This window comes from Patescibacteria group bacterium, from assembly GCA_041645165.1.
Taxonomy (GTDB): Bacteria; Patescibacteriota; Patescibacteriia; order 2-02-FULL-49-11; family 2-02-FULL-49-11; genus 2-02-FULL-49-11.
Genome location: JBAZQN010000019.1, coordinates 1 through 25,030 on the forward strand (window position 1 = coordinate 1; position 25,030 = coordinate 25,030).

Here is a 25,030-nt window from a genome sequence, read left to right on the forward strand (position 1 = left end):
CGAGGAGATGAAAAAAGCAAAGGCCGCCTTATTTGAGAAATTGAGAAAAAACTTTTAACGCGCTATTGAAAATCACAGTCCCTGGTGACTATTGATTTGGGGCTCATTCCTTGACTGGAAAATACTGGTGCGCGCGCTCCATCCAAATTCAGAATACAAGACCTTATGGAGGTAGTGTTCTATGCCAGCCCGTACATAGGGAATCGTGTTATGGGGCAGCGCGTTGAGGGGGAACCATCGTATCTCATCGCATTTGTGTGTTTCAATGTTAGCGGGCTCTCCTTGCCATTGGGCTGCCTCAAAAAAGAAATCAATCCGTTCTTCGGTTGATTTTCTATGCATGACATGCACCATGCGAAGCATATCTTCCTGGATGACGATACCTATCTCTTCCCGAGCTTCCCTGAGGAGCGCCGTGGTCGCTTTCTCGCCGTCGTCCAAATGCCCTGCGGGTACGCTATAGCTGCCGTCTTCGTATCCTGTATTGAATCTTTTCAGCAGCAGGATACTGCCATTTTTCACTAAGAAAAGATGCACGGCAGGTATTAATTTGAAGTAGGTTTTCGTATGCGGAATAAATTTATTATTAAATGCCCGGGGAGGGAGTCGCCAAGGGATTAACCCTTGGCGCTCCGGGTTTATCCCGGGGCGAACGTGTTTCGTAATGCCGCTGGTGGGAGTTGAACCCACATGGACGTGAGCCCACGCGATTTTGAGTCGCGCGCGTATGCCAATTCCGCCACAGCGGCTTACCCTTCAAAGGATCTCCCTATTGAACATAATGAATTTTTCAATAATAGTCAACGGTGATATACTATGCATATCATTCATTCATGAATGCATGTGGTCAGGACTATTGCCATCGTCAATCAAAAAGGCGGTGTAGGCAAAACAACGACCGCGGTAAACCTTTCCGCATATTTGGCGAGCATGGGCAAGTTCGTGCTGCTTATTGACCTCGATCCGCAAGGAAACGCGTCAAGCGCGTTTGGCATCGACCACCGGTCGCTCCCTGAAGGCATTTATGAATCGCTCACGGGGATTGCCCCCATGAAGCAGGTGATACAGGCAACCGCGGTTGAAGGGCACAAACTCGCTCCCGCATCCATCTCGCTCGCCGGCGCCAACATCGAACTGGTCAATGTGGAGCGGCGCGAATATAGGCTCCGCGACACCCTCGCAGAGGTTGCCCATGAGTATGATTACGTGATTATCGACTGTCCTCCTTCTCTGGGGCTGCTTACCGTGAATGCCTTGGTGGGCGCGGATGAGATCATCATTCCGGTCCAGGCGGAGTATTATGCGCTCGAAGGCTTAAGCTCGCTCCTTGAGACCATCTCCCTGGTGCGGGAGAACATAAACCAGGAATTAGAGATTCTCGGCGCCCTTATCACCATGTATGACGACCGCTACAAGCTCACCCATGACGTGTTCCATGAACTGTACCGTTATTTTCCGAATCGCATTTTCCGCACCGTGATCCCGCGCAATATCAGACTCGCCGAGGCCCCGTCGTACGGGAAACCGATTCTGCACTATGACCGGGGATCGAGGGGAGCGAAGGCGTATGAGAAACTGGCGAGAGAAGTGATATTTACCGAGTCGTAAATTTTCAATGTTCAATTTTCAAATAATTTTCAATCTCACAATTTTCAAACATTTGAAAATTGGGGCATTGAGTCATTAATTGAAAATTGAGAATTGTCCCGCTCTTTGATCATTTTCTTTAAATGTCAGCGGGATCCCGCCTAAGCGGGAGAAATTGAAAATTAATCAAATTTTTATGCCTGATCAATTAAAGGGTTCTGGGTTAGGGAGGGGGCTCTCCTCGCTCATACCGCGGAAAAAAACAGCGCCTCGCGTGCCTGACCTCGCAGCGCCGGCACCTTGGGACGCGGCGCAGAGCGGGGAGGAGATGGCAGCAGAGGCAGGACAGCAGCAGATTTTGGAATTGTCCCCGCGCGAGATTATCGCGAATCCTTACCAGCCGCGCCGCGACTGGGTTGAGGACAGCCACTTCCTTGATTTGATTGAATCAATAAAAAAGCATGGCATCCTCCAGCCGCTCGTGGTGACAAGAAACAGCCAAGGGAAGCATGAGCTGGTGGCGGGCGAGCGCCGGCTGCGGGCGGCGAAGAAGCTCAATCTTTCGCGCGTTCCCTGCATCATACGGTCCGTCGGGGAGCTTGAAAAGCTGGAGCTCTCGCTCATTGAAAATATCCAGAGGAAAGACCTGAATCCGATCGAGCGCGCTTATGCCTACCGCAAGCTCATTGATGAATTTTCGCTTTCCCACGATGAGGCGGCCAAACGCCTCGGGAAGTCAAGGCCTGTGGTGACAAACACCCTGCGTTATTTGCAGCTTCCCAGCGATATCCAGATGTCGTTGGCTGAAGGGAGAATCTCCGAAGGGCAGGCAAAGACCATTTTAGAGTTTAAAAACGAGGCAGAACAGCATGAACTCTACCGCCGTATTGTGGAAGATAAGCTTACCGTCGCAGACGCGCGCACGTTCACCGCGCGCCGGGGAGCGGGGGATAAGCGGCGGAGGGGTGATCAGCACATCGCATCTGCGACTGCGGTTGAATCTGCATTGGAAGAGAGATTGGGCACGAAGGTGCGGATACGGAAGAAGGGGAAGGGAGGGGATATTGTGATTGAATTTTATTCGGAAGAGGAATTTGCTGCCTTAGTGAATAAACTGTTAAATTGTTAAACTGTTATATTGTCATATTACCCATGTAACAGTGTAGTAATGCGATATTAGGTTTTGCGGGAGAAAAGATTGAAGAGGTTGAGGCGGCGCTGGCGGCGGATATAATCCTGGATTTTTTCACGCGCCATCTTTGTCTGTACGATAGTGATCCAATCCTCGCTCGGGCCTTTCCGGTTTTTATCCTGAATAATTTGGACCATGTCGCCGCTCTTGAGGCTTGAGCCAAGCGTGGCGATTTTTTCATTGATATACGCCCCGCCCGCATGGTGCCCCAGTTCCGTGTGGATATGGTAGGCAAAATCAATGGGGGTCGCCCCTTCAGGGAGGTTGATGACGTCTCCTTTGGGAGTAAACACAAAGATACGGTCCCGAAAAAGAGTGATTTTCAAATTCTCCACATACGTTTCGTCGCTGGTAAACTCCTTTTGCAGGCTGATGATTTTCTGGAGCCACTCAAGATGCTCTTTGGGTATTTTTTTGCCAGTTCCCGCTTCCTTGCTGTACCAATGGGCGGCGATCCCATATTCAGCGAAGTCATGCATGGCTTCGGTGCGTATCTGGAATTCCACCACCTGTCCTTCGTCGTTAAAAATGGTGGTATGGAGCGACTGGTAGCCGTTGGGTTTCGGCTGGGCGATATAGTCCTTGATCCTGCCCGGCATGGGGCGCCATCGCGCATGGAGGAGGCCTAATACCTGGTAGCAATCTTTCATCTCTTTGACTATGATGCGGATGGCGACCAAATCATAAATCTTATTCAGGTCGCGGTCTTTCTTAAGAAGTTTTTTATAAAGGGAAAAGAAATGTTTTACTCTGCCATGGACCGACTCGGCGGCGACATGGTTCGTGTCAAGCAGTTTCTTCACTTCATGTATCATCTTATCGGTAATCTTGGCCTTAGTGGCCATCGGCTCTGCGGCGATTTTTTTTAGCCATTCATATTCTTCAGGGTACGCAAACGGGAACGCGAGGTCTTCCAGCTCGCTGCGGAGTTCCCCCATGCCGAGGCGGTTTGCGGTAGGGGCATAGATTTCAATGCTTTCTTGGGCGATGCGCTGCTGCTTGACGGGAGAGAGCGCGTAAAGCGTGTGCAAATTATTGATGCGGTCCGCAAATTTGATAAAGATTACGCGCACGTCTTTTGCGATGGCCACAAACATTTTACGCAGATTTTCCGCATAGCGTTCCATCCCTCTATATTTGATTTTGCCGAGTTTGGTGACCCCGTCCACCAGGCGGGCCACTTCTTCTCCAAACTCACGTCTGATCTCTTCCAAGGTTACTGCGGTATTTTCAGGCACATCATGAAGGAGCCCCGCAATGATAGTGGGCAGGTCCATATCCATCTGGGCAAGACGGATCGCAATCTGCAACGGATGCATGTAATAGGGATCTCCTGAAAGCCTCTTTTGCCCCTCATGGGCTTTTTGCATAAATTCAAATGCGCGCTCTACGCGAGCAAGATCAGCCTCAGGATGGAGCTTTTTTATTTCATGGAGAAGATTCTTGAGATTCATAGATGTGGCCGTTTCTTAACAAGAGATTTTTTTATGGTTAGAACTGCCCCGAGGGATACTCGAGGCAAATTCTGGCCGCCATCAATTGATTTGCCTATAAAAGATCATTATTCTGCGGGACCTGGATTATCACCCTGCATAAACTCGGGGGGAAGGAGTCGAACCTTCATACTGGGCTTCAAAGGCCCATGTCCTGCCTTTAGACGACCCCCGAATATTAAAAACATATTTTTAAGCTCCCTCGCCAAAGGCGAGTGCGTCTATGGCGCAAAAGGCCCATGTCCTGCCTTTAGACGATTCCTCAAAGTTATAAACTCTAAACTCTCTCGCTACGCGAGATCTGGCGTAGCCAGATAAACAAATCCAAATGATCGAAATCCAAAAACTACAACGGTTTTGTATTTTGTCCCGCACCTTGAATCCTTTATTCTTAAGGTAAGCGGGATCCCGCTGAGGCGGGAAATTTGTTTAGGGTTTAGGGTTTCGGATTTAGGATTTAAACTTTGAGATATCTCGCCATTGCGATCATCGAGGAGATGCAGGTGAGCAGCAGGATCAATATCAGCTCAAATCCCATAATGCTTCCCAGATGCGTCATAAGATACCCTCTTAAATCAAAGCCGATGCCGCCGAGAAATGCGTTTAAGTAAGGGGTAAGGGACCCCACAAGGGGGATCATAAGCGCCCAGAAGAGGGTGCAAGAAATTATAGTGTAGAGCAGCGCTTCGATCAAGAAAGGCCCCCGAATGAACCAGCTGGTAGCGCCCACCAAGCGCATGATGCTGATTTCATCACGATGGTTGTAAATACCCATGCGGATCGCGTTAAACACGATGAGGATCGCGATGAGCGCGAAGAATCCGCTCACGGCATAACCGAATGTCCGCACCCTTAAGCTGATGTCCTCAAGGCGTGCGACAATCCGCTCATAGCTTCCGGTATCCATCCGTTCCACTTCTTTTGAGAGTCCCATTTCATCAATGCGTTTCATCAGCGTCGGGTAATAGTCGAGGGAACTTAAACGGAGCGTGAGCGTCGCGCCAAACGGATTTTCCGTGAGCGCATTGAGCGCCCCGATCACCGTGGTGTCCTCCGCGTGTTTGGTGCGGAATGCGGCAAGGGATTCTTCTGGCGTGGTAAGGGTGACTGCGGAGAGGTACGGCAACCCTTGCAGGGTATCCCGCACTTCTTCCACGCGTAATTGCGGCACCACGGGTTTGAAAGTAAGCGCGATATCAAGCGTGCTCTTCACGGTATTGAGCGCTTGGTCGCTCATCACATTTATAAGAATGAGTGACGTGAGCGAGCACAGGGTCAGGAAAATAATGGTGACGGTCACCACCGAAAGCCAGATATTGCGCCAGAAGTTCTGCACCGCGAATTTTATCATTCTTGCAAGAGAGAGGAACATACCTTTGAAAAATACTAAACTCTAAATCCGAAACTCTAAATAAATCTGGAAATTTAAATTCACGGAATTTGGTTTTTGAATTTTGAGCTTATTTAGGATTTAGGATTTGTGGTTTAGGGTTTCTATAGCACGTATCTTCCTATTTGCTTATCGGAAGAGACAATGCCCTGGTCCAAGGTAATGACTCTTTTTTTCAGCGAATTGACGGCGTCGCGGTTGTGGGTTACCAGAAGGACGGTGGTGCCGAGCTCGTTAATCTTCACCAGAAGGTCAATGATCTCGCGCGTATTGATAGAGTCAAGGTTTCCCGTCGGTTCGTCTGCGACAAGGATTTTGGGGCGATGCACGAGGGCGCGCGCGATGCTCACCCGCTGCTGTTCGCCGCCGGAAAGCTGGTGGGGGAAGCGGTCCATTTTTGAATCCAGTCCTACGATCGCGAGCACTTGCGGCACGACTTCCTTTACCTGCGTGCGTGCGGCGCCCGCTACCTGCAGGGCAAATGCCACATTTTCGCGTACGGTTTTTCTGGGAAGCAGTTTGAAATCCTGGAAGACGACGCCAATCTGCCTCCGCAGGAGAGGGATGTCCCCGTGGCGGATGTTGGTGATATCCCACCCTCCCACGATCACGCGCCCTTTGGTCGGGTGTTCTTCTGCAATAATAAGGCGCACGAGCGTGGTCTTGCCTGTGCCGCTCTGACCCACAATGGAGACAAATTCGCCGCTGTTGATGGCCACATTCACATCCCGCACCGCATAGGTGTGGGGAGGGTAGAATTTGCTGACATTTCTGAACTGGATCATCGGGGTGGTTTCGGCGGGAGGAGACATACTATGAGGCAGAGAGAAGTTCAAAATCCAAAATTCAAATGACAAATGAAATCCAAAGTCCCAATTTCAAAATTGAGCTTTGACATTTGGGCTTCATTTGAACTTTGAAATTTGTCATTTGGATTTATCAATAAGTTCTACTCTCACCGGCATGATACCTCCGCGCGGCAGGCCTATGGCGCGGTATGCCACATAATCAAGGTCGATAAGCCGCTCAGTCCATTCTTCAGGGCCATAATCATTCACCCGCACGGTCACTGATTTCCCTTTCCGCGCGCTGGGGGAGATATTGGTTACTTTCAGTATAGATTTTTTTGGCATAAAACGGAAGGCGGCGCAGTTGCAATTCTTCCATTTGTACCAGCTTGCGATGCCTTCGTAAATTGTTTCGCTCTCCCGCACGATAAAGCGGCCATAGGGAAGCGGATAGAGCGCTGATACCGCATTGCGCTCAAAATCGGTCGTGCTGGCTAGATTGCGCCACTGCGAGAGCCGGTTGTCCCAGAAACTGATTATTTTTTTCTTATAGTATGGACCAGTGACGGGAAGTGTAATTTTTATGGGAGCAGAGGGGATCCATGGTTTTATAACGGGGCTGGTGACATCAATCTGCCATACCGTGGTGGTCGTCGTGGTGGCGCTCCACGCAACCGGAGGAAGCTCTTCGGGGAAGAGCTGGAGAAGATCAAGCGTGAGCGGCGTGGAGGTGGTTCTGGGTAATTCTATTTCCACGCCCGGGGTTGTGGTCACATGCGCGCCCGCGGTGAGCGAATTTTGCGCGAGTTCAAATTGCGCATGAAATAATTCCTGCGGTATGGGAGGAGCCGTTACCGCGAGTTCCTCAATTGTCGTAGTCGCAGTCAGCGCAGTACTCGTGGCGATTTGAGCGGTCGTTCCCTGCGCGGTGCACAATACGCCCGCAATGATCGCGAGCGCGCAGACCCCCGTCCGCCAGAGGTTTCTGGCGATATGATGAGAGAATTGAATAGAATCGTGCGGTTTCATGAGCAGTAATCAGGATAGCAATTTTACCCCTTCGCGGCAACCTTTGAGTATACACTTTTAATGGTGCGTAGTATGATATCTTATATTCTCCTAAAAAGTACTACGTATTCAATATCAACTTATGGAACGACAATATCCAAGTGAAGCTGCGAAGAGATTTGACGAAACCCCTGAACCTGATTCATTAGAAAAGTTAATAGAAGAGAGAGCTGAAAAGATGGGTACCACGCCTGACGTGCTGAGAGCGATGCTTGCTCATATTGAATTTGGATTACGTAGATTCACAAAAGACCCGGAGCATCCTGACCCGGAAATGAACACTCCTGTCACAATTGAGGCAATGATGATAATTGCTGAAGCAAAAATAAAAAGTTATACCGACCCGTTGACAGGCCTCTTTAATAAGCGTTACATGGATGAGCAATTTATTACATTGCAAAAGGCGGCGAGTTTTTCTGGAAAGGAACAGAGGAGGCGCGAGCGGGAGTTAACTGGTTTCTCGATAATTATTATTGATTTAGATTGTTTAAAACAATGGAACGATTCCTATGGATATCCTGCAGGGAATGAGGCGTTGCGTTCTATCGCCCAGATATTACACAAGAATATTAGCTTTGGCGATATTGCGGGACGGATTGGGGGAGATGAATTTATGTTATTTATACCAAATATCAACGGTAACGCTATTCAGATCGCAGAAAGAATCAGAGTTTTAATAGAGGGTACACCTGTACCTATACAGAACATACATGGAGGAGTAGAAGAAGTTAAAGCTACGGTAAGTGTGGGAGTGTCTCCCTTTGTAAAGGTGCAAAATATGAATGATGATTTTGACAAATCAGAAATGTTTCGCCTGGCAAACTTATGTTCAAAACAGGCAAAAAATAAAGGCCGAAACCGTGTCTTTTATTGGAATGATAAACCAGTTATGTATCGTAGTGAAGATGATATTATGGACTTGCAGGGAAAAGCGTAATATAGTATAGTTGTTTCAGATGTGCACAACCCCCGGGAGGGGGTTTTTAAGGCCCTCATAATGCCTCTTATGTCCCTGGTTCAAGGAATTACCCAGTATTTGAAAGACTCGCGGGCAGAATTGCGGCGTGTCTCGTGGCCGTCAAAGGAAACCACAAAAAGCCATACCCTTTTGGTGATTGGCATTAGCCTTGGGGTTGCGGTATTTTTGGGCGCGCTGGATTATGCATTCAATTTGCTGCTTGAACGTTTTGTCCTGTAGGGAAAAATTTTATATTCTAATTTTTATTTCCTAGAACAAATTCAAAATAGCTTTAGAGTTTGGGATTTCTCCCGCTCCTTGATTATTTCTCTTAAGGTAAGCGGGATCCCGCCTGAGCGGTAAGGATTTAGAGTTTTCGTTAAGGTTATGCCTCGTCAAACGCAACAACTTGGCCGCCGTTGGTATGTGCTCCATACCTACTCTGGCTATGAGGAAAATGTCGCGCGGAATCTGAAACAGCGCATTGAGTCCATGGACATGGGTGATAAAATTTACAATATTCTTATCCCGACGGAAACGAAAATAAAAATCAAGGGCGGCAAGCGGAAGACAGTCCGCGAGAAGATTTTCCCCGGATACGTGCTGGTGGAAATGGTCGTTACCGATGACTCATGGTACGTGGTGCGCAATACTCCCAACGTGACAGGGTTCGTGGGTTCCGGCACTACGCCCACGCCGGTATCCGATGAAGAGATAAAATTGCTCCAGAAGCGCATGGGTGTGGAAGAGCCGAAGTATCAGATTGATGTGAGCGTGGGATCGCCGGTGCGCATCGTGGACGGCCCGTTTAAAGATTTTGAAGGGAAGATTTCATCAGTTGATGAAGCGCGCGGCAAAGTGAAAGTACTCATCTCAATGTTCGGCAGGGAAACGCCCGTGGAACTTGATTTTCTGCAGGTGAAAAAGATTTAATCCCCACATTGTCATTCCCGCGTATGCGGGAATCCAGACAAAAACCAACAAAAGTCGATCGTTTTGTTTATTTTCGTTTTCTGGATCCCCGATCTTGGTCGGGGATGACATGAGAATCGTATGGCTAAAAAGATCAAGACTATCATCAAATTGCAGATTCCAGGGGGGCGAGCGACGCCTGCGCCGCCGGTCGGCACCGCGTTGGGGCCGCATGGCTTAAATATTTCTGATTTCGTCTCAAAATTTAATGAGGCGTCCAAAGATCGGGCGGGCGAGGTGACTCCCGTGGAGCTGACGGTCTATGAAGACCGCACGTTCACCTTCATATTAAAAACGCCCCCTGCCGCCGAGCTTTTGAAGAAAGCGGCGGGCATCGAGAAGGGATCAGGAAAGCCTTTGCAGGAAAAAGTGGGGAAAGTAACACGTGCGCAAGTGAAGGAAATTGCGCTGAAGAAGATGCCTGATTTGAATACCACGGACATCGAGGCGGGGATGCGCATTATCGAAGGCACCGCGCGGCAGATGGGAATTACGGTTGTTGATTAGTCTGTCAGTTTATCGGTTTATCAGTTTGTCAGTCTATACTTTATCGTTTAATACTGAATAACTGAGAGACTGAAAAACTGGATAACTATTTATTATGTCTCCACAAGGTACACGTTATCAGGAAGCAGAAAAACTCGTTGATGCCAATAAATCATATTCTCCCGAGGAAGCGCTCGCGCTGGTGAAGCAAACCTCAAAGGTGAAGTTTGACGCGTCAGTAGAGGCGCATTACCACCTTGGCATAGATCCCAAAAAGGGCGAACAGCAAGTCCGCGGAGTGGTGACCCTGCCCCACGGCACGGGCAAATCCAAGCGCGTGGCAGTATTTGCCGAAGGGGACAAAGCGGAAGAAGCCAAAAAGGCGGGCGCGGACGTGGTAGGAGGGGAAGAGCTGATAAAAGAGATTAAGAGTTCTGAAAAGATCGAATTTGACGTAGCCGTCGCCACGCCAAACATGATGAAAGCGCTCTCCGGAGTCGCAAAAATTTTAGGCCCCAAAGGTTTAATGCCCTCGCCTAAGAATGAGACCGTGACTATGGAGGTGGGGAAAACGGTGGCCGCGCTCAAAAAAGGGAAGGTGACTTTTAAAAATGACGATACCGGCAACATCCATCAGGTGATCGGCAAGGTGAGCTGGGAACCGAAGATGCTTTTGGAGAACTTCAAGTCATTCCATGAAGCGGTGCGGAAAGCAAAGCCCGCAACTTCTAAGGGAACGTATTTTTTGACTATCACTTTGACTTCTTCGATGGGGCCGGGAGTGCGCGTGGGCGTATAGTTTTTCAGTTACGCAGTTTTTCTGTTCATCAGTTATTAAGAAAAATGCATGTGGCAACCGGTCTTAATAACCTGAAGATATACAAGCTCTCCGAAGAGCTAGAATTAAAGGTTCATAATTTTACCAGAGATTTTCCGAATGATGAGCGGTTTAGGAGTGTTGATCAACTCCGAAGATCTTCATCAGCAGTAACGAATAATATCGCCGAAGCTTATAAAAAGCAGTCATTAAGAGAGCAATTACACATATTACAAAGTATTGCAGTGTGTGAAGCAGAAGAGACCATGAGTAATTTACTAAGATGCGGTAAGAAGAGTCTTTGCGATTTAGAAACGGCGAACAAGATGGCGGATGAGTATCTAGGTCTCATAAAAGCTATTCAAGGCTACATCAGATTTCTAAAAAACAGTTCAAGTATTGACTATTCACCTAAAGCACCATTCAAAGACTGACAAACCGATTAACTGATGAACTATATGGCGGATAGGCCCTCATGGGATGAATATTTCACGGAAATCTCGCACACGGTCGCCACGCGCGGCACGTGCGACCGCGGCAGGAGCGGATGCGTGATCGTGCGGGATAAAAGGATCTTGACGACCGGCTATGTGGGATCGCCTCCCGGCATGCCGCATTGCGACGAGGCAGGCCATCAAATAGCGGAATTTTTGGATGAAGAAGGGAAGCGCAGCCAGCACTGCATCCGTACGATTCATGCGGAACAGAATGCCATTGCCCAGGCCGCGCGTTTTGGAATTTCCCTTGCAGGCGCGACGCTTTACTGCAAAATGGAGCCCTGTTATGTCTGCGCGCGGCTCATCATCAGCTGCGGCATAGTGAGGGTGGTGGCGGAGAAGCGTTACCAGCGGGGGGAGATGACACGAAGTATGTTTCAACAAGCAGGTATTCAATTAGATGTCATATACGATGAAGTGGAGAGGTATCAGAACTCTGGTGTATAATATCAAAGCTCAAAGTTCAAATGTCAAATGAAGCTCCAAGCCCAAATGTCAAAATTTGTCATTGAGATTTTGACATTCCTTTGAACTTTGTCCCGCACCTTGAATTATTTTATCTAAGGTATGCGGGATCCCGCCTGAGCGGTGAGGTTTTGAACTTTGAACTTACGATAGCGAATGTAGACAAAATAATAGGAACCGACCATGATTAAGGAAAGCAATATTGAGAAGAAGCTCGTGGTAGCCATCGTTGGAATGACCGGTGCGGGGAAAACCGAGGCTGCCTCGGTTTTTGTGTCTTTAGGATGGCAGATGATACGGTTTGGGCAGATCACTTTGGATGAGCTGAAGAAGCGGAATTTGCCGGTGAATGAAACGACAGAGCGCATGGTAAGGGAGGAATTGAGGCGGATGCACGGTATGGCGGCGTTTGCGGTTATGAATTTGCCAAAGATAGATGCGCTTCTCATGAAAGGGCCGGTAGTTATTGACGGGTTGTATAGCTGGTCGGAATATAAAATTTTGAAAGAGCGGTATGGAGATCGGTTGCAGGTACTGGCGATTTGTGCGTCTCCTGCCACGCGCCATCAGCGGCTGGAACACCGCGCCGACCGCCATCAGGGTGATAATGACAAGCGTTTCCGCTCATTCAGCCGCGCTGAATCGCAGTCGCGCGATTATGCCGAAATAGAAAATCTTGAAAAAGGAGGCCCTATTGCCATGGCAGAATATGCGATTGTGGATGAAGGAAAGCTGGAAGAATTTCAAGAATCGATTCGTCAAATTATTTCAAGTAACTTTAACCGTCAATGACAAAGCTCAAAGTTCCCGCCTGCCAAAGCCTGTCAACAATCAATGAGAGTAACACAGAATATCATTTGTTCTCAGTTGACGCAGCGTATTTAATTAAAAGCTATGGCGGGCAGGCAAATGTCAAATGAAGCCCAAAGCTCAAATGTCAAATAAAGTTTGAAATCCAAATATCAAACGTTTTGGCATTGATAATTGGGATTTTGTCATTCTTTTGAACTTTGTCCCGCACTATGAATTATTTTATCTAAGGTATGCGGGATCCCGCATAGCGGTGAGGTTTTGAAATTTGGATCTTTAGTGGTTATGTCATTAGTTTTAAAGGTGAAAAAGCTTGATCCGCGGGCGAAGCTGCCGCGCTATGCCTTGCCGGGGGATGCGGGACTCGATTTTTTTTGTTATGAAAGCGTAGTGATACCGCCGGGCATGCGCCATATTTTTCATACGGGGATTGCGGTGGAGATTCCGCAAGGGCATGTGGGGCTGGTATGGGATCGCGGCGGTAATTCAAATAAGCGCGGTTTGAAAACATTAGGAGGGGTGTTTGATAGCGGCTATCGCGGAGAAGTAATCATTTGCCTATTGAATACTACCCAGGAACCCATTACCATAGCCGCAGAGAGCGCCATCGCGCAAATGCTCATACAGAAAATTGAAGAAGTTACCGTGGTGGAGGAAAAAGAGTTGAGCGAGAGCCACCGGGGAGAGCGGCGCTTTGGCAGTACCGGTGTCTAATGTTTGTCGCAGACATACGCGGACTGCACGCAGACTCACGCAGACAATAAGTACTGAATGATTATCAAGAATGTATGCGCGCATATTTAAATATTGTCGATCGCGTGCTAAAGGAGGGCGTGGTGAAGCAGACGCGCCAGGGCACTGATGCTTATACGATCGCGGGCGCGTATTTTGAGCATGACATGGCAAAGGGTTATCCTTTGCTCACCACGAAGAAAGTGCCGTTGCGGCTCGTGGCTTCTGAATTGGAATTTTTTATAAAAGGCCTTACCGACAAGCAGTGGCTTATTGACCGCAATAATCATATTTGGGACGAATGGGCAAGTCCCACAAAGGCGCTGTACGGCCATGATGAGGCGTCAAAAAAGCGCATGCTGGAGGAGCGGGATTTAGGGCCGATTTACGGATTCCAGTGGCGGCATTTCAACGCGCCGTATTCGAAATTTGATGCGGATTATATAAATCAGGGTGTTGACCAATTGAAAAAGGTTATTGCCACGCTGAAAACAAATCCCAACGACAGGAGGATGATCGTGAGCGCATGGAACCCCAGCATGCTTAACCAAATGGCTTTGCCGCCGTGCCATTACGGATTTCAAGTGACGGTTATTGATAAAAGGCTTAACCTGCTCTGGAATCAGCGCTCGGTGGATACCATGCTCGGACTGCCGTTCAATATTGCCAGTTACGCGCTCCTTTTGCACCTGCTCGCGAAAGAGGCAGGATTACAAGAAGGGAAATTGGTAGGGTTTCTCGCTGATGTCCATATATACGCGAATCATGTGGACGGCGCCAAGGAGCAATTGAGCCGCGATCCTGATAAATATCCTTTGCCCGTCATCCAGACCAAAAATTTCCGTTCCATTTTCGAGTGGCAATACACTGATACGGAAGTCATAAATTACGAATCATATCCTGCGATTAAGTTTCCTATCGCAATTTAATAATTCCTCCCAACCTCCTCTTATTTTAAGAGGAGGAGAATAGTCCCCCCTCTTAGGATAAGAGGGGAAGTGGGGAGTTACGAAATATTAACTTATGACTTTTTCACTTATTGCGGCGTGTGACCAAGAGCGTGGTATTGGCAAAGCAGGGGTGTTGCCATGGAGACTGCCAAAAGAGCTGGAACATTTCCATCAAGTAACCGCTGAAACGCGAGACACTACGAAGCGTAATGCGGTCATTATGGGACGCAAGACGTGGGAATCCATTCCAGAAGGGCGGCGGCCTTTGGCGGGACGATTAAATTGCGTTATCACGCGGGATGGTGGGTATGCGCTGCCGGAGGGAGCACAAAAATTTTCTTCATTGGAAGATTGTTTATCTTCATTAGAAAAAGATACCACTGTTGAGTATATCTTCATCATCGGCGGGGGAGAACTATTCAGACAAGCGATTGCCATGCCTGCGTGCGATATGATTTATCTCACTGAGATTGAGAGTGTATTCGGATGCGACACGTTTTTCCCCCCACTCCCGAAAGAGTTTAGAAAGGAACAAGAATCAGAGATGCAAGAAGAAAACGAGGTGAGATATAAATTTGTGACGTATAAAAGGCAATAATTCATGACTATTCTCCAAGGACTTCGGCTTATTGAGCGATATGGATTGCCGCATCCTGAATGGCAGTTTGTCAGGTATTCAGCCGAATTGAAAATAGGGCACATAAGAGATTATGTTGGTTGGACGATTCGGACTGCAGCACTCATCGACAGCAAAAAGAAGTGGACAAATGTATTTGTAAATTGGGTTTCTAAACGAGATGTTCCCGTCAAACTTGATGAGTTACAGTCGCAGCAGAGAGGAGAAGCTATTTTTGTGGTTTACCCTTCATGGAAATGGAAGAAGGCAGGCGCCGTAATGTCTGAGGGCATGAGAGTGACCGTAGAGGGGGTCAATGGGTCAATAGGCGATCTGAGCAGGAAGGGGAGGATGCATGCTCAGTTTGTCTATCACCGCCATCAGTTGAATCATACACACGGAGATCAAACATTTTTTACTCCTTCAGAGAAAAAAATAATCCAAAGTGCCTGTGAACGATTTGCGGGGAAAGATATTATTGCGGAATTTGCAGTGACTACGCGGAACAAGCTCGTCTTTTATCGTCTTGAACGTGTGGAGGAAGCGGTAAAGTTATTAATTAAGAAATATTCATAGTGAAAATATATGCGTATCGGAATCATAGGGAGCATGCAGTATACTGAAAAGATGATTGAGGCGCGCGACGCCCTTATACAGAGGGGACATGATGCGTTCGTAACGAAATTGGCGGATGCTTTTTTGGGAAAAAATGATGCGGAGAAAGAAGCGGTCAAGATTTATCAAAAGAATAACCTCGATGCCATACGGGAATTTTGGCACATGATGCAGGGCGCAGATGCGGTGCTCGTCATCAATATGGATAAGAATGGCGTGAAGAATTACATAGGAGGCAATACTCTTATGGAAATAGGATTTGCGCACGTGCTCAACCAGAAGATATTTCTCTATAACCCAATCCCTGACATTCCCTATTACAAAAGCGAGATTGAAGCGGTGAAGCCGATCATCATACACGGTGATTTATCTTTGGTTAAATAACGTATGAAGAAGGGTAAACTCATCGTAATCGAAGGAACTGACGGTTCCGGGAAAGCGACCCAGATAAAATTGCTTGCGCAGCATTTGCGGCGTATGCAGAAACTGTTCCATGTGGTTGATTTCCCGCAGTACGGGAAGAAATCAGCAGTCCTCGTGGAGAAGTATTTGCACGGCGCATTCGGGCCTATTGAGCGCGTCGATCCGTATATTACTTCGCTTTTTTATGCGATAGACCGATATAGCATGCAGGAGCTGTTGTGGCGCTGGCTGAAAAAGGATATCGTGATAGCGAACCGTTACACGACTGCGAACATGCTCCATCAGGCAGCAAAAATTAAATCACTTGATGGGCAGAAAAAATATATCGCTTGGGTAAAGCATCTTGAGTATGACGTACTTGCGCTTCCCAAACCGGATATTGTGTTTTTTCTCGATGTGCCCATTTCCTTCAGCACACGACTGGTCATGAAGAAGGGGTGCAGGAAATACCTCTTAGGCAAGAAACGGGATTTGGCTGAGCGAAACTTAAAACATCAGCAGGCGGCGTATGCCATTGGCAGAATGCTTTGCCGGACAGGGGCATGGGTAAGGATTCCTTGCACCCGCAAAGGCAGCCTCTTGTCCCCAAGAGAGATTCATGAGAGTATTTTGAATGTGATCAAGAAGTATTTGAGTTAAAATTTATAATAGAAGCAATCACTTTCTATGGATCAAAAAATTGAAACAACAATAGGATTGGAAGTCCACGTACAGCTCAAGACCAAATCGAAAATGTTTTGCGGGTGCGACAATCGGGGCGAGTATTTGCCGCCGAATACCTGCGTGTGCGAAGTATGCATGGGGCACCCGGGCACGCTTCCGGTGCCTAATGCGCAGGCGATTGAATGGGCGCTGAAGACTGCTATGGCCCTGGAGGGTGAAATTCCAAAAGAGTCCAAGTTTGACCGGAAGCATTATTTTTATCCCGATCTTCCCAAAGGCTACCAGATCAGCCAATATGACCAGCCGTTTGCCGTAGGCGGGTTTCTTGGGATAATGGCAAAAGGGGAACAGGTGAAGGTAAGACTCGAGCGGCTGCATTTGGAAGAGGATACCGCGAAGTTAGTGCATCAAACAAAGGCTGAGACGCTGATTGATTTCAATCGCGCGGGCACCCCATTGATGGAGATCGTGACCAAGCCCGATATCCGCACCCCGCAAGAAGCAAAATTGTTTTTGCAGGAGCTGCGGGCGATCGTGCGGGCATTGGGCGTGTCTGATGCGGATATGGAGAAAGGGCATCTTAGATGTGATGCGAATATTTCTGTTCGCCACGCGGAAGAACGCGGACCCTTCGATTTGGGCTCTGATGGTGACTCGTGGAAGAACGCGGAAGATAATGCATTAAACACGAAGATTGAGATTAAGAACCTCAATTCATTCCGTGCGGTGGAAAGGGCGCTTGAGCATGAACAAAAGCGTTTGAGTGAATTGTTGGAGCGTGGAGAATATCCTAAGGTGCAGGAGACTCGCGGGTGGGATGATGCAAAAAACATAACAGAGCTTCAGCGGACTAAGGAGGAAGCGGAAGATTACCGCTATTTTCCCGAGCCTGATATACCCCCTTTCCATTTTACAGATGAATACCTGACCGCATTGCGGCGCGGCATTCCAGAGCTTCCCCAGGCAAGGCGGGAGCGGTTTATGGCCCAGTATGAATTTTCACGCGCGGATGCGCAGGTGCTGGTCGCTGATGAAACTCTTGCCGATTACACGGAGAAGGTCATCTCCGAATTAATCGCCTGGATAAGCAGTCTTCCTGACGGCGGCACTGAGGAAGAAATTTGGGAAAAGCATGGGGCAAAGCTTGCCAAACTTGTGGCAGGCTGGATGAGCTCCAAATTGGGAGGGATTCTTGCTGAAAGGGGAGAAACGTTTGAAAACCTGAAGGTGACGCCGGAGGATTTTGCGGAATTCCTCACGCTGATTTATGAACGCACCATTTCTTCCACCATTGCGCAGGAATTATTGCGTAAAATGGTGGCAACAGGAGAAGACCCCCATAAACTTTTAGAGACTCTTGGCGGCGGACAAGTGAGGGATACTGAAGCCTTAGGGATGATAATTGAGAAGGTGATGCATACATACCCCCAGATCGTGGAGCAATTTAAGAAAGGGAAAGAAGGGGTGATTATGTACCTCGTGGGGCAGGTGATGAAGGAAATGAAGGGGAAAGCGGATCCGCAGTTGGTGCAGAGTTTATTGAGGGAGAAACTTGGATGAGGTATTGTTCGGGTGTCTATTTGAAAAGACGCGGGGATTACTCGGGATAGTCCTCGGCGAACACGCGTTGATTCGTTCAGATTGTCCGCAGAGAAAGACGCGGAGATTGCTCCGGATAGTCCTCGGCGAACACGCGTCAGTCCCGCCAGCGCGGGACTGCGCTCCGCCTCGCCAGCCTCACTCCGACTTACGTCGGAGACCATGCTGGGGCTGGCTGCGGAGGGTTCGCTCGAGAACATATCCCTCGCTGCCAATAGACATCAGCTGCGGAAGGAGAGAGGTGGAGGGAGCTTAAGAATGGAGAAAGGAATTAACGAGGTTCACCGCCTCGTCTTTATTTTTTATCCAGCAGATGCGCTTGTCTTTCTTAAACCAGGTCATTTGGCGTTTGGCGTACTGGCGGTTGTGAAGGCGGATAAGCGCAAGGGTTTCAGGGAGGGTTTGTGTGCCGTCAAAATAATTTTTCCACTCCCGCAGGCTGATTGAGGAGAGCGCGGGGAGGCGGTGGTCATAGGTTTCAAGCAGCCGTTTTGATTCTTCAAGAAGTCCGTCGCGCATCATCGCGTCCACACGGAGCGCGATTCTTTTCTCTAGCGTTTCCATAGGCAGGGTGAGACCGAGAAGGAGCGTGCGGTAGCGAGGTTTCTGCTTTTTCCGTTGTGCGGAAAAGGGTTTTCCTGTGGCTTTCATCACCTCAAGCGCGCGCATAATACGGCGGCGGTTGTGCGCGTTTATAAATGCGGCAGCATTAGGATCTTTGGCGACCATTTCTTCGTATAATTGTTGCGTGGGAAGGGACTCCGCTTCCTGCATTTGCGCAACTTTGCGTGGCGGTACATTGGGAATGATGAAATTATCCACGACTGCGGAAATCCAAAGGCCTGTGCCGCCGACGAGGAAAGGGAGTTTTTTACGCGCAAGGATATTATTAATCGTTTGAAAGGCATGCGCCTGGAAATGGGATACATTAAAATCCTCGTTTGGTTTGACTACATTGAAGAGATGGTGGGGGATGCTTTGATAATTTCCAATTTCCAATTTCCAATTTCCAAACTTTGGTTTGGCGGAAGCAATGTCGATTTCTTTATATATTTGTCGCGAGTCGGCATTGACGATTTCCCCGTGGATTTTTTTTGCCAGCGCCGTCGCAAGATCAGTTTTTCCCGATGCGGTGGGCCCAAGGATGACGATGAGCATTGGCAGATTGTTCGTATCAGGTATCATGGAGTGCGCAGCATGGATTTTATAATGCGTTTTGCGGTTCCCTTGAGATTGCGGGTGGCCTTAAGTTTGCGGTGCACCTCGGTAAGAGAGCCGCGTGTCCGAAGTTTTATTACGGATTTCTTATGTTTGAGTTCCCGGCGTTCAGTTTTTGTGAGTGTTGCTGTCATATGGTTCTATTATACCCTTTCATTCATAAAATATAAAAACTCCTTGTGATACTAAGGAGTCTTGCTCTATGGCTGCCGTATTTTTATCGTGTATAGGTCATGACGATATGCCGCGCCTTTTTTTGGTCCATTTTCGGCTTTTGGCGGGAGGCAAATGAAGCGGAAAAAGCGAAAAGGGCAAGCGAACAGATGGTAAAAAGCACGATAATTTTACTAATAGGTAATTCAATGGGTCGTGAAATGGCGTTTTCCATAAGAATTTTTGTTTTTATTTTGGAAAATTTGCGTCAAAGAGAAACGTGAGAAAAAAATTTTCCTTTTTTCTCACGCACTAATACTATGATAGCAGGTTTTTGGGTAAAAGTAAAGGGCTGCTTTTATAGCATTTTATAAAAGAAGCCCTTAAAGCCGTTTGATGATTTCGATAATGATGGAATAGAATACGAGCGCGATTCCGATAAAGAAATAGAACGCGCCCACATACATGCTTCCTTGCACGAGAATATATAACACCCGTGCAGTCACTATCATCATTATCAATATCAAAAATAGGAGGAAAATAACTAAAGCCATTTATCCTCCTAGCAACCATGAAACAACGAACACCGCTCCCACAACGATGATCATTAATACAACAAACAACAATCGGGTCAGCCCGTCAAGCTGATCCCACGTTTCTGTCAGTGTTTTCAACATTTTCGATTCCTTTCTTTTAGTTTATGTTATATTTTTATGCGTTCTTTTTTTCTTTAATAAATTCCTCCATGGTGGATGTACATCCTTCCTAAACCCTCGAAGTTCATTCGAGTACTCGGGAAAGGAGGGCATGGAGCGAGTAATATAATCTCACTCCATGCCTTATCAAGCAGAAATTCCTTCATCAACCCATTTTCCCTCAATTACTCTATACCGGCCGGTATAGAACGTATCCCCCACGGGGATGTATTTGGCCTGTGTTGTAATTAGGGCCGCCTGACCATTTACATACCCAAGGGTCTCACCCTCGGGGGACTCAAAAATCTCCACCTTGTCTTTTTTATGCAAATCTAATTCCATTTTTATCCTTTCTAAAATTTGATTGAATTCGTTTTTTTATTTGGATTACACAATACTGTACGGAAAAGAAGTGATACTGTCAAGGTTAAAACCTCTTCATGGCTAATTCACCTCGAGAGCAGTATCTCTTTCAGATAATTGTATTCCGCAGGTATTTGAGTGGCCTGTTTTGGCCTTTGGAGCGCGTTTTGAAGTGATGGAGGCATCGCGACCGCGCCGGAGGGGAGCACGCGTTCGATGACATCCATGAATTTCGCCGGATGGGCGGTGCTCACCAGTACCGTGTGGCCTTGGAAACGTTTGCCTTCTTCAGTTTCTCGCCATAATTCAAGCGCCCTCCATCCCACCGCAGTGTGGGGATCCATGACATAGCGATGTTCCTTATATACTCTCTGTATTGTTTCTAGGGTAGTCCTATCGTCTATTGATATACTCCATATGTCTTTCTCTAATTTTTTTTGGTCAATATTGCGGTCGGAAGCCGGTAATGTTTTATCGATTGTATAGAGATCAAATATGCGCGCGATGTTGCTCGGGTTGCCCACATCCATTGCGTTTGACAGAGTGTGCACTGAAGGGCGCGTGTTTAATATTCCAGTGCGTAATAATTCCGGCAGTACGGCATTTGCATTTGCTGCGGCTATGAATTTTGCGACAGGGATTCCCATGCGCGCGGCAAGCAAGCCGCCGGTAAGATTGCCGAAGTTACCGCTTGGTACACAGAAGACAAGAGGATTTCTGATCGTTTGCGGCGTTTGGGCCATGCGGAGATACGCCCATACGTAATAGAATGACTGCGGGATCAGCCGCCCGATATTGATGGAGTTTGCTGAAGTGAGTGTAATTTTAGCGCGGAGGTTGGCATCGGCGAACGCTTCTTTTACCATCCGCTGGCAATCATCAAATGTTCCCATAACTTCAAGCGCCTGCACGTTGCCGCCGTAGGTAGTCAATTGCTGTTCTTGCAGCGCGCTTACCTTGCCGGAGGGATAAAGCAGGACGACGCGTATGCCGGGCAGATGAGAGAATCCTGCGGCCACTGCGCTTCCCGTATCGCCAGACGTGGCGACCAAGACAGTGAGTGTTGCGCCCGGTTTCATGAGCGCGTGCACCATCCTTCCCAGCCATTGGGCGGCGAAATCTTTAAATGAGAGTGTGGGTCCGTGCCAGAGTTCAAGTACGGAGAGCGTATCGGTGATTGGCATGAGAGGCACCGGCCAGGCATAGGCATCGCGGCTTACCGCATGCAGCGTTTCTTCTGCCACTTCATCGCCTATCCAGCGTTTGCTCAATTCATAGGCAAGGTCGGGATAAGAAAGGGATGCCAGCGCTTCATATTCATTCGCAAGAATTTCGGGGATATGTGCGGGCATAAAAAGCCCGCGATCAGGCGGCTGGCCTTGCAGGAGCGCATCTTGGAATGAAACGAGAGGTGATTTTCGATTGGTGCTGTAGCATTGCATAGCTAAGCGAGCCGTGTTTGGATTTCTTTTAGAAAAATTTCACCCGTGCTTTGTTCATCGCGCGCAACGCTATAGGGAAGCGTGACGTCGGCGATGGCGGCATAGCGGGCGGAGCGGTACGTCAAGAGTTCAGGATAACAGCGTCTAAGAGCCTCGCGGTCAGATTCGTCCGGAAGCCTATGAAAGCGGTCGCCCCATACCACAGGTTTGGGGTCGGTAGTATAGATGTGAAACAATCTATCTTTGATTGATTGATTCGCCTCAAGATAGACAATAAGCGTTTGTTGTTTAAGATGTTCGATGGTCCGGGGCGAGAGATAAATGAAACTGCCGGTGGTATCGATGATAGTATTCGTCCTGTGTGCGGTGAGAAAAGTACGAATTGATTCTTCTTCAAGGGCAAGATATTGGGCGCTGCGGACGGCATGTTGCGATTCATAGGGCTGTCCCATCCATGCCGCAACCCCCGCGGTTCCTGTACCGGGGAGCGAGCCGAGGTGCGCACTCACATAGTCATCTGAAGAGAGGCGCAAAAATCCGAGTGATGCCAACTGGAGAGATCGGTACGTTTTTCCCATACCGGACATCCCTATCAAGGTGATCGCTAATTGATTGCGCGCCCAAAGGTCTTTGAATACCTGAGGAGTGAGGAGCATACAAGGGATATGGCAGCAGAGTGTCTCTTGATTTCCTGATGTTTACGCCGCTTTATTTTTTATTGCCTCCTGAATTTCACTTATAAATGCTTCCCGTGTCCGCATGAATGGCTTTTCGATGCCATATTTCCTGATCATGAGTTCTTGGGAGTTAATTTCTTTATCCCCGAATACGAGCTGATAGGGGATTTTATCGGTCATTGCTTTGCGGATTTTGTTGCCAATAGTGGTATTAGCGTCATCCACCGCCACGCGGATCCCATGTTTTTTGAGTTCTTCCGCGAAGGCAAACGCATGCGGATCATTGCTGGTGCGCACGGGAAGGATGACGGCCTGCACGGGCGCGAGCCAGGCGGGAAACACGCCCGCATAGTGCTCGATGAGTATGGCGAGAAAACGCTCAAATGACCCGAGTATTGCGCGGTGGATCATGACCACGCGCTCGTCTTCCCCATTCTCGTTGACGCAGGTGAGGTTGAATCGCTCTGGAAGGTTGAAGTCGAGCTGGATCGTGGCAAGCTGCCATTCCCTCTGAAGCGAATCTTTTGCGATAAAGTCAATTTTCGGTCCGTACATCGCCGCTTCCCCGATGCCGTCTATCACTTCGCGCGTGCCGCGCTTTTCCAAAAGCGACCGTAGATGGGTCTCCGCTTTTTCCCATATCTGTCTGGTGCCGAGATACCGGTCAAAGCGTTTAGGGTCGTGGCGGGAAAACCGCACCTTGAGCGGCATATTGAACGGCTTGTAGAATTGGTCCACGATATCCCACACCGTCATCACTTCCTGCTCGATTTGCGCCATGCGGCAAAATACATGCGCATCATCTTGCGTGATCATGCGCACGCGCGACAATCCGGACAGTTCTCCCGATTGCTCGTCGCGGTAGACCATCGTCACTTCAGAATAGCGCACCGGCAGTTCGCGGTAGCTGCGGCGCCGGCTTGCATAGATCTGGGTATGGTGAGGGCAATTCATCGGCTTCAAGGCAAACTCATGCCCTTCGCGCGTGGTGATGCAAAACAACTCATTCTTGAATTTCTGCCAGTGCCCTGATGTCTCATAAAGCTCTTTCTTGGTAATATAGGGTATGCAGACACGCTGGTATCCTTTGGGGATTTGGAGTGATTGCACGAAGTCTTCGAGTACTTCCCTAATAAGGGTCCCCTTGGGCGTGAAGAGCGGAAGGCCTGCGCCCACGAGGTCGGAAAACACGAAGAGATCAAGGTCGGCGCCGAGCTTGCGATGGTCCCTGTGTTCGGCTTCCGCGCGCTGTGCCAGATACGCATCCAGCTCCGCTTGCGTGGCAAACGCAACGCCATAGATTCTCTGCATTTGCGGATTTCCTTCGTAACCGCGCCAGTAAGCGCCTGCAACAGAAGTCAGGGTAAACACGCAAATGTCTTTTGTCGTCGCAACATGCGGTCCCCTGCAAAGGTCTATGAAATCTCCTGTTTTATAGATGGAGACAGTGTTCACTTCCCTATCAATATGTTCATGGTCTTCGGTTTGGTTGCCGTAAATCTCCGAGGCAACGGTCGTGGAATGTATTTCAAGGTCAGTAAGCAGTTCCACTTTGTAAGGCTGCTTGAGCGACATGAAAAGCTCTTTTGCGTCATTCAGCGATATATCTTGGCGCTCAAAGAGGATGCGTTCCTTCGCCAGTTCGTGCATCACCGCTTCGATTTTTTTGAGCTCGGCGGGTCCAATCCTTTCGGGGAGGTCAATATCATAATAGAATCCGTTTTCCACGACAGGTCCGACGCCGAACTTCGCGGTGGGGTAGAGTTTTTGGACTGCTGCCGCCATCAGGTGGGCAGTAGAATGGCGCATGGTAGTAAGGTCCATAGGGTGGATGTTAGAATCTAGAATAAAGAATATAGGATAAAGAAAAATATCTGCGTACATCTGCGGCCGACCGCGTCCGCATCCTACATTGAATATAAGTCAAACGTGGTGCGGTCGGTTATCTGCGTGAATCTGCGGTAAACCTGACTGATATTCTCCACATTGTTATGGTGGAAGAAATAAAACGACCCCAGCACATGCATGTGCTCGGGTCCCTATCCGCATTCGTCTGCGCGGGGGGAGGTTCCACCCGAATTGTCCGATAAATCGGACCACTCGTTCCATTGATCAGAAGGCTTGGGGAGTTATTGCTCCGCGCGGGTTCCGTCCCGCACATCGGCGTGGTAGGCCGATCAATCGCTTCTGACAAGGGAAATCATACTCCAGGGTGTTCTATTTTGTCAAGCACCCGTTATAGCTCACAATAACTGTTACCAAGAGAATAGCGGATAGATCAGAATTGGGTTACCGTAGCCGTCTATGACTATGGCAACCAAGAATGAAATCTTCTCCCGCTATCTGGGGGAATACCTCAAA

30 protein-coding genes and 2 tRNA genes are annotated in these 25,030 nt (G+C 48.4%); 17 read left to right on the forward strand and 15 right to left on the reverse strand.

Annotated elements, in window-relative coordinates; translation table 11 throughout:
- Positions 1–72: 72 nt before the first annotated feature.
- A complete protein-coding gene (locus WC659_06310; protein ID MFA4873509.1) occupies positions 73–690 on the reverse strand; it encodes an NUDIX domain-containing protein in 618 nt (205 codons plus the stop codon).
- Positions 666–749: transfer RNA gene (locus WC659_06315), tRNA-Leu, on the reverse strand. The genes WC659_06310 and WC659_06315 overlap by 25 nt, the downstream gene beginning before the upstream one ends.
- Positions 750–843: 94 nt before the next feature.
- On the opposite strand from WC659_06315, the gene WC659_06320 reads away from it, so the two are divergent.
- Together WC659_06320 and WC659_06325 are read left to right on the forward strand one after the other, a co-directional pair.
- A complete protein-coding gene (locus WC659_06320; protein ID MFA4873510.1) occupies positions 844–1,608 on the forward strand; it encodes a ParA family protein in 765 nt (254 codons plus the stop codon).
- 175 nt (positions 1,609–1,783) lie between these two features.
- Positions 1,784–2,716, forward strand: coding sequence for a ParB/RepB/Spo0J family partition protein (locus WC659_06325; protein MFA4873511.1), 933 nt, complete (start codon positions 1,784–1,786; stop codon positions 2,714–2,716).
- Between the two features lie 47 nt (positions 2,717–2,763).
- Here WC659_06325 and WC659_06330 read toward each other — a convergent pair whose 3' ends face one another.
- The 5 genes from WC659_06330 to WC659_06350 all read right to left on the reverse strand — a co-directional run bounded on the left by WC659_06330 (position 2,764) and on the right by WC659_06350 (position 7,479).
- Positions 2,764–4,233: a RelA/SpoT family protein gene (locus WC659_06330; GenBank protein ID MFA4873512.1), complete on the reverse strand. Its 1,470-nt coding sequence runs from the start codon at positions 4,231–4,233 to the stop codon at positions 2,764–2,766.
- A 143-nt stretch (positions 4,234–4,376) separates the two neighbouring features.
- A tRNA-Gln gene (locus WC659_06335) sits at positions 4,377–4,447 on the reverse strand.
- A 282-nt stretch (positions 4,448–4,729) separates the two neighbouring features.
- A complete protein-coding gene (locus WC659_06340) occupies positions 4,730–5,644 on the reverse strand; it encodes a permease-like cell division protein FtsX (GenBank protein MFA4873513.1) in 915 nt (304 codons plus the stop codon).
- Positions 5,645–5,766: 122 nt separating this feature from the next.
- The gene (gene ftsE / locus WC659_06345) at positions 5,767–6,474 is read right to left on the reverse strand and encodes a cell division ATP-binding protein FtsE (GenBank protein ID MFA4873514.1); all 708 of its coding nucleotides are present in this window, start codon (positions 6,472–6,474) and stop codon (positions 5,767–5,769) included.
- 114 nt (positions 6,475–6,588) lie between these two features.
- Positions 6,589–7,479: a septal ring lytic transglycosylase RlpA family protein gene (locus tag WC659_06350; GenBank protein ID MFA4873515.1), complete on the reverse strand. Its 891-nt coding sequence runs from the start codon at positions 7,477–7,479 to the stop codon at positions 6,589–6,591.
- A gap of 121 nt (positions 7,480–7,600) precedes the next feature.
- On the opposite strand from WC659_06350, the gene WC659_06355 reads away from it, so the two are divergent.
- The 15 genes from WC659_06355 to gatB all read left to right on the forward strand — a co-directional run bounded on the left by WC659_06355 (position 7,601) and on the right by gatB (position 18,082).
- Positions 7,601–8,455, forward strand: coding sequence for a GGDEF domain-containing protein (locus WC659_06355; GenBank protein MFA4873516.1), 855 nt, complete (start codon positions 7,601–7,603; stop codon positions 8,453–8,455).
- A gap of 69 nt (positions 8,456–8,524) precedes the next feature.
- Complete coding sequence (gene secE / locus WC659_06360) at positions 8,525–8,716, forward strand: preprotein translocase subunit SecE (GenBank protein ID MFA4873517.1); 192 nt, start codon at positions 8,525–8,527, stop codon at positions 8,714–8,716.
- A gap of 147 nt (positions 8,717–8,863) precedes the next feature.
- Positions 8,864–9,409 (forward strand): transcription termination/antitermination protein NusG, encoded by a 546-nt coding sequence (gene nusG / locus WC659_06365; GenBank protein ID MFA4873518.1) that lies wholly within the window; start codon positions 8,864–8,866, stop codon positions 9,407–9,409.
- 120 nt (positions 9,410–9,529) lie between these two features.
- Positions 9,530–9,955 (forward strand): 50S ribosomal protein L11, encoded by a 426-nt coding sequence (gene rplK, locus WC659_06370; protein MFA4873519.1) that lies wholly within the window; start codon positions 9,530–9,532, stop codon positions 9,953–9,955.
- Between the two features lie 94 nt (positions 9,956–10,049).
- Positions 10,050–10,733 carry a 50S ribosomal protein L1 gene (rplA, locus tag WC659_06375; protein ID MFA4873520.1) on the forward strand — a complete coding sequence of 228 codons (684 nt, stop codon included), beginning with the start codon at positions 10,050–10,052 and terminating at the stop codon, positions 10,731–10,733.
- A 50-nt stretch (positions 10,734–10,783) separates the two neighbouring features.
- Entirely contained in the window at positions 10,784–11,185 is a 402-nt protein-coding gene (locus WC659_06380; protein MFA4873521.1) for a four helix bundle protein, read from the forward strand.
- 24 nt (positions 11,186–11,209) lie between these two features.
- Positions 11,210–11,695, forward strand: coding sequence for a cytidine/deoxycytidylate deaminase family protein (locus WC659_06385; GenBank protein MFA4873522.1), 486 nt, complete (start codon positions 11,210–11,212; stop codon positions 11,693–11,695).
- Positions 11,696–11,896: 201 nt separating this feature from the next.
- Positions 11,897–12,505, forward strand: coding sequence for an AAA family ATPase (locus WC659_06390; GenBank protein MFA4873523.1), 609 nt, complete (start codon positions 11,897–11,899; stop codon positions 12,503–12,505).
- Positions 12,506–12,808: 303 nt separating this feature from the next.
- Positions 12,809–13,237, forward strand: a complete 429-nt coding sequence (dut, locus tag WC659_06395) for a dUTP diphosphatase (protein ID MFA4873524.1) — start codon at positions 12,809–12,811, stop codon at positions 13,235–13,237.
- Between the two features lie 74 nt (positions 13,238–13,311).
- Positions 13,312–14,184 carry a thymidylate synthase gene (gene thyA / locus WC659_06400; protein ID MFA4873525.1) on the forward strand — a complete coding sequence of 291 codons (873 nt, stop codon included), beginning with the start codon at positions 13,312–13,314 and terminating at the stop codon, positions 14,182–14,184.
- Between the two features lie 94 nt (positions 14,185–14,278).
- Positions 14,279–14,803, forward strand: coding sequence for a dihydrofolate reductase (locus tag WC659_06405; protein ID MFA4873526.1), 525 nt, complete (start codon positions 14,279–14,281; stop codon positions 14,801–14,803).
- Between the two features lie 3 nt (positions 14,804–14,806).
- On the forward strand, positions 14,807–15,397 hold the full coding sequence (locus tag WC659_06410) for a hypothetical protein (GenBank protein MFA4873527.1): 591 nt from the start codon (positions 14,807–14,809) through the stop codon (positions 15,395–15,397).
- 9 nt (positions 15,398–15,406) lie between these two features.
- Entirely contained in the window at positions 15,407–15,820 is a 414-nt protein-coding gene (locus WC659_06415; protein MFA4873528.1) for a hypothetical protein, read from the forward strand.
- Between the two features lie 3 nt (positions 15,821–15,823).
- Positions 15,824–16,498 (forward strand): thymidylate kinase, encoded by a 675-nt coding sequence (locus tag WC659_06420; protein MFA4873529.1) that lies wholly within the window; start codon positions 15,824–15,826, stop codon positions 16,496–16,498.
- Positions 16,499–16,525: 27 nt separating this feature from the next.
- Positions 16,526–18,082 (forward strand): Asp-tRNA(Asn)/Glu-tRNA(Gln) amidotransferase subunit GatB, encoded by a 1,557-nt coding sequence (gene gatB, locus WC659_06425; GenBank protein MFA4873530.1) that lies wholly within the window; start codon positions 16,526–16,528, stop codon positions 18,080–18,082.
- Between the two features lie 291 nt (positions 18,083–18,373).
- Here gatB and miaA read toward each other — a convergent pair whose 3' ends face one another.
- The 8 genes from miaA to thrS form a co-directional block, all read right to left on the reverse strand.
- Positions 18,374–19,306 (reverse strand): tRNA (adenosine(37)-N6)-dimethylallyltransferase MiaA, encoded by a 933-nt coding sequence (miaA, locus tag WC659_06430; GenBank protein ID MFA4873531.1) that lies wholly within the window; start codon positions 19,304–19,306, stop codon positions 18,374–18,376.
- The gene (locus WC659_06435; protein MFA4873532.1) at positions 19,303–19,473 is read right to left on the reverse strand and encodes a hypothetical protein; all 171 of its coding nucleotides are present in this window, start codon (positions 19,471–19,473) and stop codon (positions 19,303–19,305) included. Before WC659_06435 ends, miaA begins: the two co-directional genes overlap by 4 nt.
- A gap of 83 nt (positions 19,474–19,556) precedes the next feature.
- The gene (locus WC659_06440) at positions 19,557–19,727 is read right to left on the reverse strand and encodes a hypothetical protein (GenBank protein MFA4873533.1); all 171 of its coding nucleotides are present in this window, start codon (positions 19,725–19,727) and stop codon (positions 19,557–19,559) included.
- A 148-nt stretch (positions 19,728–19,875) separates the two neighbouring features.
- Positions 19,876–20,046, reverse strand: coding sequence for a hypothetical protein (locus WC659_06445; GenBank protein ID MFA4873534.1), 171 nt, complete (start codon positions 20,044–20,046; stop codon positions 19,876–19,878).
- A gap of 288 nt (positions 20,047–20,334) precedes the next feature.
- The gene (locus WC659_06450) at positions 20,335–20,517 is read right to left on the reverse strand and encodes a hypothetical protein (protein MFA4873535.1); all 183 of its coding nucleotides are present in this window, start codon (positions 20,515–20,517) and stop codon (positions 20,335–20,337) included.
- Between the two features lie 119 nt (positions 20,518–20,636).
- Positions 20,637–21,992 (reverse strand): threonine synthase, encoded by a 1,356-nt coding sequence (thrC, locus tag WC659_06455; GenBank protein ID MFA4873536.1) that lies wholly within the window; start codon positions 21,990–21,992, stop codon positions 20,637–20,639.
- A gap of 2 nt (positions 21,993–21,994) precedes the next feature.
- Positions 21,995–22,648 carry an AAA family ATPase gene (locus tag WC659_06460; GenBank protein MFA4873537.1) on the reverse strand — a complete coding sequence of 218 codons (654 nt, stop codon included), beginning with the start codon at positions 22,646–22,648 and terminating at the stop codon, positions 21,995–21,997.
- 42 nt (positions 22,649–22,690) lie between these two features.
- Positions 22,691–24,493, reverse strand: a complete 1,803-nt coding sequence (thrS, locus tag WC659_06465; GenBank protein ID MFA4873538.1) for a threonine--tRNA ligase — start codon at positions 24,491–24,493, stop codon at positions 22,691–22,693.
- Positions 24,494–25,030: the final 537 nt, after the last annotated feature.